This window comes from Oscillatoria salina IIICB1 (assembly GCF_020144665.1).
In the GTDB taxonomy this organism is placed as follows: Bacteria; Cyanobacteriota; Cyanobacteriia; order Cyanobacteriales; family SIO1D9; genus IIICB1.
In genome coordinates, this window is record NZ_JAAHBQ010000045.1 from 1 (window position 1) to 12,572 (window position 12,572).

General features: G+C 41.8%; 17 protein-coding genes and 1 tRNA gene. 7 read left to right on the forward strand and 11 right to left on the reverse strand.

Annotated elements, in window-relative coordinates; genetic code table 11:
* Positions 1-40 precede the first annotated feature (40 nt).
* From G3T18_RS14520 to yidD, 7 genes are all read right to left on the reverse strand, one after another.
* Positions 41-199, reverse strand: coding sequence for an SGNH/GDSL hydrolase family protein (locus G3T18_RS14520; RefSeq protein ID WP_224411285.1), 159 nt, complete (start codon positions 197-199; stop codon positions 41-43).
* Positions 200-315: 116 nt separating this feature from the next.
* Positions 316-1,059 carry a class I SAM-dependent methyltransferase gene (locus tag G3T18_RS14525; RefSeq protein ID WP_224411286.1) on the reverse strand — a complete coding sequence of 248 codons (744 nt, stop codon included), beginning with the start codon at positions 1,057-1,059 and terminating at the stop codon, positions 316-318.
* A 250-nt stretch (positions 1,060-1,309) separates the two neighbouring features.
* Positions 1,310-2,854 carry a site-2 protease family protein gene (locus G3T18_RS14530; protein ID WP_224411287.1) on the reverse strand — a complete coding sequence of 515 codons (1,545 nt, stop codon included), beginning with the start codon at positions 2,852-2,854 and terminating at the stop codon, positions 1,310-1,312.
* Positions 2,855-2,922: 68 nt separating this feature from the next.
* Positions 2,923-3,840, reverse strand: a complete 918-nt coding sequence (murQ, locus tag G3T18_RS14535; RefSeq protein WP_224411288.1) for an N-acetylmuramic acid 6-phosphate etherase — start codon at positions 3,838-3,840, stop codon at positions 2,923-2,925.
* Between the two features lie 31 nt (positions 3,841-3,871).
* Positions 3,872-4,243: a DUF3110 domain-containing protein gene (locus G3T18_RS14540; protein WP_224411289.1), complete on the reverse strand. Its 372-nt coding sequence runs from the start codon at positions 4,241-4,243 to the stop codon at positions 3,872-3,874.
* Positions 4,244-4,310: 67 nt separating this feature from the next.
* A complete protein-coding gene (locus G3T18_RS14545; RefSeq protein WP_224411290.1) occupies positions 4,311-5,027 on the reverse strand; it encodes a M15 family metallopeptidase in 717 nt (238 codons plus the stop codon).
* Positions 5,028-5,069: 42 nt separating this feature from the next.
* A complete protein-coding gene (gene yidD / locus G3T18_RS14550) occupies positions 5,070-5,303 on the reverse strand; it encodes a membrane protein insertion efficiency factor YidD (RefSeq protein WP_224411291.1) in 234 nt (77 codons plus the stop codon).
* A 76-nt stretch (positions 5,304-5,379) separates the two neighbouring features.
* Between yidD and G3T18_RS14555 the strand changes: the two genes are divergently transcribed.
* Positions 5,380-6,066, forward strand: a complete 687-nt coding sequence (locus G3T18_RS14555; protein WP_224411292.1) for a diacylglycerol/polyprenol kinase family protein — start codon at positions 5,380-5,382, stop codon at positions 6,064-6,066.
* Between the two features lie 76 nt (positions 6,067-6,142).
* Here the strand turns inward: G3T18_RS14555 and G3T18_RS14560 are convergent, their stop codons facing one another.
* Positions 6,143-6,346: a hypothetical protein gene (locus G3T18_RS14560; protein ID WP_224411293.1), complete on the reverse strand. Its 204-nt coding sequence runs from the start codon at positions 6,344-6,346 to the stop codon at positions 6,143-6,145.
* A gap of 264 nt (positions 6,347-6,610) precedes the next feature.
* Between G3T18_RS14560 and G3T18_RS14565 the strand changes: the two genes are divergently transcribed.
* The 3 genes from G3T18_RS14565 (at position 6,611) to fba (ending at position 9,016) form a co-directional block, all read left to right on the forward strand.
* Positions 6,611-7,480 (forward strand): aldose epimerase family protein, encoded by an 870-nt coding sequence (locus G3T18_RS14565; protein ID WP_224411294.1) that lies wholly within the window; start codon positions 6,611-6,613, stop codon positions 7,478-7,480.
* A 116-nt stretch (positions 7,481-7,596) separates the two neighbouring features.
* Positions 7,597-7,668, forward strand: a tRNA-Lys gene (locus G3T18_RS14570).
* Between the two features lie 268 nt (positions 7,669-7,936).
* On the forward strand, positions 7,937-9,016 hold the full coding sequence (gene fba, locus G3T18_RS14575; protein WP_224411295.1) for a class II fructose-bisphosphate aldolase: 1,080 nt from the start codon (positions 7,937-7,939) through the stop codon (positions 9,014-9,016).
* Between the two features lie 81 nt (positions 9,017-9,097).
* Here fba and G3T18_RS14580 read toward each other — a convergent pair whose 3' ends face one another.
* Entirely contained in the window at positions 9,098-9,910 is an 813-nt protein-coding gene (locus G3T18_RS14580) for a carbon-nitrogen hydrolase family protein (protein WP_224411296.1), read from the reverse strand.
* 622 nt (positions 9,911-10,532) lie between these two features.
* On the opposite strand from G3T18_RS14580, the gene G3T18_RS25765 reads away from it, so the two are divergent.
* On the forward strand, positions 10,533-10,829 hold the full coding sequence (locus G3T18_RS25765) for a hypothetical protein (RefSeq protein WP_318013979.1): 297 nt from the start codon (positions 10,533-10,535) through the stop codon (positions 10,827-10,829).
* 5 nt (positions 10,830-10,834) lie between these two features.
* Here G3T18_RS25765 and G3T18_RS14590 read toward each other — a convergent pair whose 3' ends face one another.
* Both G3T18_RS14590 and cdd read right to left on the reverse strand, forming a co-directional pair.
* Positions 10,835-11,041 carry a hypothetical protein gene (locus tag G3T18_RS14590; protein ID WP_224411297.1) on the reverse strand — a complete coding sequence of 69 codons (207 nt, stop codon included), beginning with the start codon at positions 11,039-11,041 and terminating at the stop codon, positions 10,835-10,837.
* On the reverse strand, positions 11,028-11,444 hold the full coding sequence (cdd, locus tag G3T18_RS14595; protein WP_224411298.1) for a cytidine deaminase: 417 nt from the start codon (positions 11,442-11,444) through the stop codon (positions 11,028-11,030). The genes G3T18_RS14590 and cdd overlap by 14 nt, the downstream gene beginning before the upstream one ends.
* A gap of 349 nt (positions 11,445-11,793) precedes the next feature.
* On the opposite strand from cdd, the gene rplU reads away from it, so the two are divergent.
* Together rplU and rpmA are read left to right on the forward strand one after the other, a co-directional pair.
* Positions 11,794-12,177, forward strand: a complete 384-nt coding sequence (gene rplU, locus G3T18_RS14600; protein ID WP_224411299.1) for a 50S ribosomal protein L21 — start codon at positions 11,794-11,796, stop codon at positions 12,175-12,177.
* A gap of 59 nt (positions 12,178-12,236) precedes the next feature.
* Entirely contained in the window at positions 12,237-12,515 is a 279-nt protein-coding gene (gene rpmA / locus G3T18_RS14605) for a 50S ribosomal protein L27 (protein ID WP_224411300.1), read from the forward strand.
* Positions 12,516-12,572: the final 57 nt, after the last annotated feature.

Here is a 12,572-nt window from a genome sequence, read left to right on the forward strand (position 1 = left end):
GGAACTTAAAATATACGTTCAAAACCAAGATTGTCCGGATTCATCCCGTCACTAATAGTGAGGGTCTTCTCCGGACGTTAAGATAAGTAATATTGTAGCCTTGCTGACAAGCATCAGCGCAAATCCTACCCGTCCAACCGAGACAAGCCTTGTCGCCAGTGCCATTGACAAAAGAATCACCAATAAAAGCTAAATACATTTTGACAATAATTTCAGTATCAAAGCTAACAAATTTGGCAAGATTAACCCTTAATTAATGAGTTGTTAAACTATTCTCGATCTATTTTTTTTCTCCAATCAACTAAGAATACCTGTTTATTCTCCTAGTTTTGGTCGCAAACCACCAAACAAAGCAATTTCAAATAGCTTCATAAAACAATCTACATCAATAAAACCAATTTCCCTCAACCAATCACATTGAATTTCCACAGATGCGAGAATGTTAGCCACTTTATCAGCGCGAGTATAATATTCTTTGTCTATTTCTTCCCTAGATTTCTGCACTCCTTGACTTTGATGAAACGAATACAGAGAATCAACAAACAACTCATCAAAAGCTTTTTCACCCCAAGCAGATTTAGAAGCAATATGTTCTAAATTTAGAAACAAACCACCTGGTTTCAGTAAATCATAAATTTCTGCATAAATTTCTTGTTTGCGAGTATCTGGTTGGTGATGAATAGCAAAACCAGAAACAATGACATCGAAAGATTTTTCATTATTAATAGTTTTCAGCCAATCTTTCTTCCCAAAATCTGCTTGATAAAATTCAATTTGGTAATCGCGATTAGCTAAACTATTTTTTGCCGCAGATAACATTGTTTCCGAAAAATCTAAAAATACTCCTCTTGCTTGAGGATAATTCTGAAGAATAGATTTACCTAAAATACCGTTACCGCAACCCAAATCCAAAAAAGAGTTTACTTGTGGTTGAGTCAGCCGAATAACTCTCAGCAAAATCTCAATTTGTTCTGCGGCTAAAGGAATTGCACTTCGTACACCTTCGAGGAATTTTTTCGAGATTTCTTCTGTTTTCCAAACTTGATAACTTGGCTTCATAAGTTAGTAATAAATCCTTTAAAGTCAGTCAATTTTCAATTAATAATTCTAAGTTCCTAGGGAATTATTGAGGGTTTTTCTTCTCAGATAAAATCAAAAATATTAGCTATAAATTATTGATTTTTAAAGAGTCAAACTGCTCAATATTTAGATAATATTTAAAGCATTTTCTTTGACCTTTTAGATTAGCTTGTGTTTCTTTGAATACGAGATTGTAGAGACGCTGTCTACAACGTCTCTACGACTATTTTTAACCACCACCAATACCAAGACTTCCTGCGACACTAGGAGTCAAAGGGATCAAAGTTGCTAGAGTTAAAAATAGCGCCAATAAACCCAAAGCTGCTCTTGCATCATCAGGTTCGCTTAACTCATTTAAACTAGGACGCTCTAAATTTCGTTGCAAGAAAAGAATCAAAATTCCCCAATACAAAGGAATGGGATTACTCGGATTAAAAATTGCCACAATTCCAATCAAAACTAAAGTAGCAATTGTCGTGCGTCGGGCTGTTTTGCGTCCATAAATAGCTAAAACAATTCTACCTCCATCTAACTGTCCTGCGGGAAGTAAATTCAAAGCCGTAATCACTAAACCTAGCCAACCAATAATAGTCAAAGGATGGATATCAACAATTGGTTCTTGTAAAGCAGAACCTAAGACGACTTTTGCTAAACTTCCTACCAAAACCGAACCTTGGAAAAACTCAGTAGGTAACTTGAATAAACTACCAGGATGAGAAAGAATTAATCCAGCAATTAACATTAAAAGCGAGATAATTCCCCCAATAGCCGGACCTGCAAAAGCCACATCAAAAAGTGCAGTGCGGCTAGGAATTAAAGATTCAAAACGATTAATTCCCCCAAAAGCACCAATTTGCCAACTAGGAATAAAGAAAGGAAAACTAAAGCGAAGATCGTATTTTTTGGCTATTACTTGATGAGCAATTTCGTGAGCGGCTAGAATTGTCCACAGTCCTAAACTCAGAGGTAGCACCTCTTGGAAACGAGAAATATCGGTAAAGAAATCAAAACCAAGGAGGATTCCTGCTGCTTCTAAACTGGTAGCAATCGTGGCGACAAAAAGCACCACAGCCAAGACTTTTTGAGCAATAGTAGCAGGCTGAGGGTCATCCGTACTAGGGAGAATAATAACCACAGGTTTTCCTTCCGGACTTTCGACTAAAAAGAGTCGATATTTTTCACCCAAACGTTCTTTTAAACTAGCTGAAAGACGCGAATGAACTCGATCGGGGTCGTTGCGTAAATTACCGCGAAAAATGGCTCCTTCTTGATAAGAAATAGTTTCGGTAGCAAAAAAGGTGTCAATACCAAAAATACCTTTAATAGTTTTGAGGTCATCGTCAGGAATAGGAAGCACTTCTGGGGCGATCGCTGCACCGACGTTATGGTATGCGTTTTCTGTATTGTCTGTTGGTTCTGAAGACTCGCGTACCTCACCCTCAGCATTATTCTCAGCTTCAAGTTCCTTTAATCTTTGGGAAGCACGTTCGCGTAAGATCGCATCTTGACCTTCTTGACGCAATCGCCTTCCTAAATAAATGTAACCTCCAGCCGAAGCGACTAGCAAAAAGAGAATACCGACTAAATTGAGGTAAATTCCCGCAGAAAACAAGCCGAAAAATAACAGCCAGGGAGCCATGAGAACTACCGATTGTAACCAAGCCAAGATCCCTAGTTTGCCATAAGACCTGGCTCGATTGTAGCCCCAAATGAGAATACCTAAAGCGACGAGAACAATGGAAAATGTTGCAATAGTATCCGATCCGTTAAACATTTTTTTAGTGATTAGTCTGATGATTTAAACAGTTGCGATCGCTCGGAAAACTTGGTTGATAAATTTCCCTATTTTTGTTTTACCGCTTCCCGTGCTGCTCTGAGATTACCTTGATATTTCGTAAGCAAGCGAGAACTTTCTTCAGCATCTAAGCCGCTCCAGTGCATCAGTAGGGCTAGTTTAACTCGCTTTTTGCTATTTTCTAACAATTCGCTAGCCCGATCGCGGCTTAAATCGGTTAAATCTTGGATCGTTCTCACAGCGCGATCGCGTAACTTGGTATTGGTGACAGCGACATCGACCATGCGATTACCATAAACTTTACCTAAGCGTACCATTGCGCCTGTAGATAAGATATTTAAAGCCATTTTTGTTACCGTTCCGGCTTTGAGTCTAGTCGAACCAGCCAGAACTTCTGCACCTACCAACAAGCGAATATCCACATCTACATCCCACCGAACCTGATCCGCAGGAACACAAGCAATTCCCACTGTTTTTGCTCCTCTCGCTTTAGCTGCGGCTATAGCACCACGAACAAAAGGTGTAGTTCCTCCAGCCGTTATCCCGACAACCACATCCAAGTCATGTACTTGTCGTTGAGCGATCGCTTCTGCTCCATCTTCAGCTCGATCTTCCAAATCTTCCGAACTACGCACCAGCGCACCCGCACCCCCAGCAATTATCCCCTGAACCAGTTCCGGAGGAGTGCAAAAAGTCGGCGGACATTCAGCCGCATCGAGAACCCCCAAACGTCCGCTCGTTCCCGCACCAATATAAAATAACCTACCTCCGTGACGCAGCGCCTCAGCGATAATCTCCACAGCCTTAGCTAACTCAAAACGAGCCGCAGCGATCGCTGAGAGCGTTTTCGCATCCTCTTGATTAAACAGATCCACCAATTCCAACGAAGTTAAGCGATCGAGATCTTCGCTATTCGGGTTAACCTGCTCTGTGAGCAGATGACCTCTAGACTCGAAATTCTTCATCCTTCCGCCTTCTCTTACCTGAAGTTTAATTCTACAAAAGACCTTCCAATCTGCGGCGAATAGCGTCTAAATCGGACATTTCTGAGGCTTCTGCTGCTGATGAAGGTTTACCTTCGGCATTCCATTCCGTTTGTTCAACATTCGTTTCTGGGGGAACAGCTAACATATCTTCCTCAATCAACTCAGCATCATAACCAGCTTCACGGCAAAACTCCTCAATTTCCTCCGATTCAAACTCTTCCACCGTTGGTGTGAGAAAATCTTGTGCTTCCAACATCAAACCAAAACGAATCGCATCATCTTCCGACTTAAACATCAACACCTTATTGCGAGATCCAATCTGAATCGTGTGGATACCCTCATTTTCCGTCCGGGCGTTGAACAATAAAACATAAACGCGCATAGTAAATCAGAATCTCGTCACTATTCGACAACAGTCATTTATCTTCATTTATTAGATTATCTTGCTCTTAACCAGATTCAGCGACTCTGCCATAGCGAGCCACAAAATTATCACCAGGATTTGCTTGTTCGTGCAACCAAGCCCACATTTGATCTCCGAGGGAAAAATGCCACCACTCACCCAAATGGCGCTGAAACCCTGCTTTAAGCATCACTTGGTGCAATAACTCTCGATTGGCGTGATATTTTTTCCCTTCACTGCTGCTATCTTGAGCATAAAAAAGCGGCTGCGATCGCGGCGATAGTTCGTCAATTTCTGAACCCATCTCAACTATTTTCCCTTCTTCATCCACTAATGTCACATCCACTGCCGCACCAGTCGCATGAGGTGGCGGCATTGCTGGATCTAAACTGGGAATTGCCCAAAGTTGGTAAACTTCTTGCCAAATTGCTTGACTTTCTGGTTCCGATAAGTTCTCTTTCCTTAAGCCCCGCTCTTGCAACACCTGAGCGAAAGTGTAATCTACCATAAACTGCTGCACTGCCACAGGTCGATAAGCATCAAAAATCAGAATTTTCCCACCCGGAGACAACTGTTCTAAATAATTTTGCGCCGTAACTAAAGCTTTAACTACCCCCAAGCGCAAATAATAAGGGTTAACTCCACCATAATCAGCACCTAGTTTGACATAGGGATGGGGCGACTCTACCGCAAACCGCTCTAAAGGAATTGCTACAAGCGGTTCCCCAGATTCGCTAATTTTAATCTGTTGATATGGTTTCATAGTTTCTCAACTCAAAGGTAATAGAATTAGAGACGTTGCATTTTAGTTTCTCTTCTTTTCAACCGAATCAGGAACGGGATCGTAGCCTCCGGGATGCAACGGATGACAGCGTAAAACTCGGCGCACAGCCAACCAGCTACCGCGCCAAAAACCAAACCTTTGCACCGCCGTCAACGCATACTGGGAACAAGTAGGTTGGAAACGACACACTGGCGGAAACAAAGGCGAAATAAATATTCTGTAACCTTTAATTAACCAGATTAAGATACTTTTCATCAGATAACGCTAATCTAATACAGTGTTAATAGGCGACATTCTTGGTAAATCGCTTTAGTTTTTAAGTTGTATCCCCTTGGTTGAATCTACTATATCTTTATCTTGGTTGACTCCTCTCAGTGTAACGACTCTCTATTTAGTCGTTATTGTCCTGTTAGCTGAGGGATTAAATCGTTTATCCACCGCCGATGCTGAATTTACTCGTAAGGTGGTTCACATTGGTGTCGGGAATGTGATTATCTTAGCTTGGTGGTTAGAAATTCCCGCTTGGGTGGGGATTGGCGCTGCTGCGATCGCGAGTTTGATCGCTTTAGTTTCTTATTTTTTGCCAATTTTGCCTAGTATTAACAGCGTCGGACGACAAAGCCTCGGAACCTTTTTCTATGCTCTCAGTGTCGGGATCTTAGTTGCTTGGTTTTTTCCGCAAAATTTACCAGAGTACGCAGCGATCGGTATTTTAGTAATGGCTTGGGGAGATGGACTTGCGGCGGTGATTGGACGGCGTTTCGGTAAACATCGCTATCAAGTTTGGGGAATCGGCAAAAGTTGGGAAGGTTCCCTAACGATGACAGTAGTTAGTTTTGTCGTCTGTAGTCTCATTTTGATGACTTTGGGCAGCCAGATCGCCCAAATAATCTTAGTTTCTTCTCTGGTGGCGATCGCTGCTACCACTTTAGAAGCTTTTTCTAAACTAGGCATTGACAATCTTACCGTACCCCTAGGAAGTGCCGCTCTCAGCTTTTTCTTGATGCAACTTTGGTAATAAATGCCTCTCGCTATGCAGACTTGGTCACTGCTTGAGTTTAGCGAGAGGTAAAAGTAAAAATAAAAACATTCGTTTAGTTAATGGCAAACTGCAAGTTTTGAGCAGATCGCAATTCCCGTTGAATTTGCCCTGAGTTTAATGCTTCACTGAGAACAGCGAGGATCTCTAGGTCTGCGGGTTGATAACTTTTCATCGCTAACAACTGACGAATCAGACCTTCGGAAGCAACGCTCAAGCACCCTGTTTGAAAAGCTGATTGTACAAGCGTGTTAATCATTGCACTAACTTCTAAGAGCGTTTCTAGATGGTAGATATATTTAGTATCCGATCTTTTTTCTCTATAAAAAATGATTTCTATTCCTTCACAAGTGCGATCGTCCTCAACTCAGGACGAGGATCTCGATCACAATCAGCCCTAATCCAGACAATTAAGCACAAAAAGGCAATTGTGACAAGGTTTTACATTTAGGCAAATATTTAGAGTTTAGGGATCAAAATCTGTTATTGAAGTAGAAGCTATCAAGTAAAAAGGATAAAAACGGTGTTCGCGATCGCAGTCAAGCAAGAGCAGTACCAGACTTATATTCTCTCTCATGAAGAAGCTATGTCTCGTCTGGAGGTAGTACCGGAACGAGGTGGAATAATTACTCAGTGGCGCATCCAAGGGCAAGATCTTCTCTATTTAGATGCGGAACGCTTCGCTAACCCGAAGATGAGTGTCCGGGGCGGAATACCCATTTTGTTTCCCATTTGCGGTAATCTACCTAATGATGTTTATACTTACCAAGGCGAACAGTACAGTCTCAAACAACACGGTTTTGCTCGCGATCTTCCTTGGCAAGTAACCAATACCGAAACTGACGATCTAGCGAGTATTACTCTGGTTCTCAACAGCAATGAGCAAACCTTGGCTGTCTATCCATTTAAGTTTCAACTCGCTTTCACCTACGAACTCAAAGAAAATAGTTTAAAAATTCACCAGCGCTACACGAATAACTCTCAAACCACGATGCCCTTTTCCACTGGTTTGCATCCCTATTTTCTCATTGCTGACAAAAAGCTACTTAGTTTCGATCTTCCTGCTTCTCAGATTCAAGCCCAAGATACTAAGGAAGTTTATCCTTTTGAGGGTAGCTTTGATTTCGATGCTGACGAAATTGATGTCGCCCTTTTTCCAGTGACGAAAAACTCAGCCTCGATTACTCACAACCGCCGTCGCTTCAAAATTACAATCAATTATTCTGAACTTTATTCAGCCTTAGTTTTTTGGACAGTAAAAGGAAAAGATTATGTTTGTCTCGAACCTTGGAGTGCTTTGCGTAACGCACTCAATACTGGCGAAAGATTGACTCATCTGGAACCAGGAGCTACCTGTGAAGCTACAGTGGCAATGGAAGTTATGTACCTGTGATAATGCTTTTAGCCGTGCTTTACTCCTGGGACAAAAAAATAATTTGCGGCGAGGGTTCCTATTTCTAAAAAACTGTGTTATATTTAGAAACGGCGCGAACAAAGCGGAAAGTTCGCGGGTCGCTAACTCAACGGTAGAGTACTCGGCTTTTAACCGATAAGTTCTGGGTTCGAATCCCAGGCGACCCATTTTTTAGCTAACTCAGGCAAAAATTTTTGCGGGAGTTAGAGGTAGATAAATCTAGCGGAATTCTAGGAAATTCTGGGTTTCGGGAGTTACTCGCGATTGGCAAATTTCCGCCAGCGAATCATCCCTTAAGCCTAGTCATCAGCAAGATCGACAAAAGTAATACACCCAAATCGGCAAAAACAATTCGTCAGAAGTTGAAAAATATCTTAAGATTGACAAATAAGAGAAGTAACTTTCTAACAAAAAGTAATAAACAGGAGGAAATTTATGGCGCTCGTACCAATGCGACTGCTGTTGGATCACGCGGCAGAAAACGACTATGGTATTCCAGCCTATAACGTAAACAACATGGAGCAGATCCTGGCAATTATGCAGGCTGCTGAAGAAGCTAATAGCCCAGTTATTTTGCAAGCTTCTCGCGGTGCGCGTAAATACGCAGGAGAAAACTTCCTCCGTCATTTAGTTTTAGCAGCAGTAGAAACCTATCCCCATATTCCTGTGGCGATGCACCAAGACCACGGTAATAGTCCTGCTACCTGCTATTCTGCTATCCGGAACGGTTTCACTAGCGTGATGATGGATGGTTCTTTGGAAGAAGATGCGAAAACGCCTGCTAGCTTTGACTACAATGTTAACGTCACGGCTGAAGTGGTAAAAGTTGCTCACTCAGTTGGTGCTAGCGTTGAAGGTGAACTTGGTTGCTTGGGTTCTTTGGAAACTGGTAAAGGTGACAAAGAGGATGGTCACGGCTTTGAAGGTACTTTGACTAAAGAGCAGTTGTTGACCGATCCTGATGAAGCTGTTGAGTTCGTTGAACGTACTCAAGTTGATGCTCTCGCTGTTGCTATTGGTACAAGCCACGGTGCTTATAAGTTTACTCGTAAGCCTACTGGCGAAATTTTGGCAATCAGCCGCATTGAGGAAATTCACAGCCGTTTACCGAATACTCACTTGGTAATGCACGGTTCCTCTTCAGTGCCTCAAGAATGGCTTGATATGATCAACGAGTACGGTGGTTCAATTCCTGAAACTTACGGTGTACCAATTGAAGAAATTCAAAAAGGTATTAAGAGTGGCGTTCGCAAAGTAAATATCGACACTGATAACCGTTTGGCAATTACTGCGGCTATTCGCGAAGCAGCAGTTAAAGATCCTTCTAACTTCGATCCTCGCCACTTCTTGAAGCCTTCGATCCAGTATATGAAGCAAGTATGCTTGAAGCGTTACGATGCTTTTGGTACTGCTGGTAATGCTAGCAAGATTAAGCAAATGACTTTGGATGATTTTGCGGCTAAGTATGCTAAGGGCGAATTGGCTGCTAAAACTAAGGCGACTGCTTCTGTTTAATTGAAAGCAATTCAGTTGGCTTAAAATAATTTTCTGGGTAGCTATGAGTGGCTACCCAGTTTTTGTTTGAGTTTTTTGCTTTTAGACAAAAACTCGGTGTTGTAAAGAGGGCATTTGCTGGCGAACTTGTTTGAGTCGTTGAGGATTAATTTCGGCGATCGCTACTCCGGGCTTTTCTCCCCCATCGGCTAAAATTACTCCCCAAGGATCGACGATCGCCGCATGACCGTGGGATTGGCGCAGTTCGTAATGTCGCCCGGTTTGGGCTGGAGCAATTACATAGCAAGTGTTTTCAATTGCTCTGGCTTGAAGTAACACTTGCCAGTGATCTTTTCCTGTATAAGCGGTAAATGCCGCCGGAACGAACAAAACGTCAGCACCTTTACTGGAAAGGTGGCGGTAAAGTTCTGGGAAACGAACGTCGTAGCAAACAGATAAGCCTAAATTACCTAGTTGTTCTGTGAAGCAGACTGGTGGTAATTGCGTCCCTGCTACTACTGTTTGTGATTCTCTGTAGGTGTTACCGTCGGGTAAGTTGACGTCAAAGAGATGGACTTTTTGGTAACGAGCAAGTTCGGTTCCGCTAGGATCGATTAAAACAGCCGTATTGGCAACTCTGGTACTGTCTACAGGTACGGGAAAGCCACCACCAACAATTGTGACTTGGTAGCGTTGTGCCATCGTTTTTAGGAATTTTTCGCTTTTTTCAGCGATCGCTGCGGCTTGAGCGATTTTGTCTGATTCTTTGCCCAAAAATGAGAAGTTTTCCGGTAAAGTTACTAACTCTGCACCGCGATGGATGGCAAGTTCGATGAGTTCTTCTGCCTCGACTAAGTTTTTTTCGAGGTCAGGTTTACTGGTCATTTGGAGCGCGGCGGCGAGGTAGGTTTTCATTAATGCAGTTCAATTGACTTAGTACAAATTAATAAGATAGCTGTGCAAGTTGCAATTCGCTATATTTGATATTTTGCCAATAATCTGACCTGCTTTGTGACATACTCCGATAAAGATTACGATCTAAGCTTCTCACTAATTCCAGTTATTGCTCTGGATACATTGCAAGCTTGATTAACGACATCTGTTTGCTTTTTTCTTTTCCGCGATCTTACTCTTGACTAAATTTCTCTTTTGTGTATTTAGGGTTTAGCGATGGTTATTTTCTTTTCCTCGCGATCGCAGTTATCAATATAGCAACAAGTTATTAAGTTAAGTTAAATTATCCACGATGCTTATCTCTTTGAAAATCGATGAATCGCTTAATTTCCACCGCAAGCTAGAGGAGAAAAACAATTAAAACTGTTATAAGTGAATAATTTTCCTTCTAAAAGGAAAATTTAATGACTAAATCAGGCAACTAATCTCAGTAAAAACCCTGAAAAAAAATCTTCCTCCACTCGACAGATTCCTTTAGACAGATACAAGGCGATCGCACATTGTTTAACATACATACGTGAACAATCCTAAAGGAAATTCTTAATTAAATTTTTGGTTTTAGCTAATCAGGAGGAGTAATTCAATGGGTGCAATGCACAAAATCGTTAAACAAGCAATTACAAGCGGATTTTTGAGCATCGAAGCCGAAAATCAACTACGGCAGTTGTTAAGAAATAAATACGATCGCGAAGACTTTACCGCCTTCATGACTTTACAGGCAGAAGCAATGGAAGGTAGAGTAAAACAAGAATCCAGACAATTAGTGCGGAGTAAGGCGCTAGAAAATCAAGACCAGAACTTAAAAAGAGAATCGCGAGAACCAGCGATCGCTCAGGGAAACAATTTTCAGCCCACGAGTAGAATGGCGATCGCCTCTTAATCATTTCAATCGCGAGCAAAATTCTGACTCCAGGAAAATCCTTCTGGCAACAATTCTCTAGCCAAAACTTCTTTAATTCTTTCTCGCCCCGGAAAGATAACTACAGCATCAGCACCAAACTCATAAATAAACTGTCTGCAAGCACCGCAGGGAGAACAATCAGCCCACGAGTAAAATGGCGATCGCCTCTTAATCATTTCAATCGCGAGCAAAATTCTGACTCCAGGAAAATCCTTCTGGCAACAATTCTCTAGCCAAAACTTCTTTAATTCTTTCTCGCCCCGGAAAGATAACTACAGCATCAGCACCAAACTCATAAATAAACTGTCTGCAAGCACCGCAGGGAGAACAAAAAGTAACGGGAGCGATCGCGATCGCCCGAATTCTCATCAGATCTCCTCCTTCTTTCGTTACAGCCGAGACAATCGCCGTGCGTTCAGCACAAATTGTCATCCCATAAGAGCTATTCTCTACATTACAGCCAACAAAAATATTACCCATTTCAGTTAAAACTGCTGCACCTACTCGAAAACCGGAATAAGGTGCATAAGCTTTAGCTGTAACAGTTTTAGCTGCTGCAATTAACTCTACTTTCTCTTCTTCAGAAAGATTCATTCCAGTTAATAGTTACCAATCACCAGTCCCCAATTAATTCCTCCTTCCTCCTTGTTTCCCAATCCCTAATCCGCAGTCAGTCAACAGTGAACAGTGAACAGTTACCAGTTTACCCTCGAATCTGTGGTTCTTCTAATTCCATCTTCTTTAATCTCTGTGATTGGCAATCCCCACTGTTCACTGATTATTGATAACTACTAACTGAAATCCCCAATCTCTAAAACTCGACAAAAGAGTAACTAATCAAATATCATGATAGATCGCGTGTCTAAAGTCCTGCTCGGACCAGGTTGAGACATGACAAACGCCGAAATTCGGCTACCTGTACGGCAACTAAAAGGAAAATCTCATGACTTATGCAATTATTGAAACTGGGGGCAAGCAACTTAAAGTTGAACCCGGTCGCTTTTATGACATCGAACTGCTACCTATAGCAGAAGACGAAAATCATACCATCGAAAAAGTTTTACTGGTAAATAACGATGGCGAAATCAGTATCGGTCAGCCTTTCATTGAAGGTGCAACTGTAGAAGGTACGGTAATGCGACACTTGCGCGGTCGTAAAGTCATCGTTTATAAAATGAAACCGAAAAAGAAAACTCGGAAAAAGCGAGGACATCGCCAAGAATTAACTCGCTTGATGATTAACTCGATTAATCTTAATGGTACGGTAATAGCGGCTGCTAGCGAGTCAGCAGAAGCAACTCCTGCTGAGTCTACTGCTTCTGAATAAAATAAAAATAAGAAAGAGTTACATTCTCAGTAAAACTATCAAGGAAAAAAGAGGAAATTATGGCTCATAAGAAAGGAACTGGTAGTACGCGTAACGGTCGCGACTCTAATGCGAAACGGTTGGGAGTTAAACGTTATGGCGGTCAAGTAGTTCGTGCGGGTAATATTTTAGTACGTCAGCGCGGGACTAAGTTTCACCCGGGAAATAATGTCGGTCGCGGTAATGATGATACTTTGTTTGCTTTGATCGATGGAATCGTAACTTTTGAAAGAAAGGGTAGAAGCCGTAAGAAAGTCAGCGTTTATACCGCAGATGAGTTACAAGCTATGCAAGCTTAGTTTGTTGAGCTAGTCAAGTTACAGGTATCCTTCTGGGGATGCCTGTTATTTTTTTTT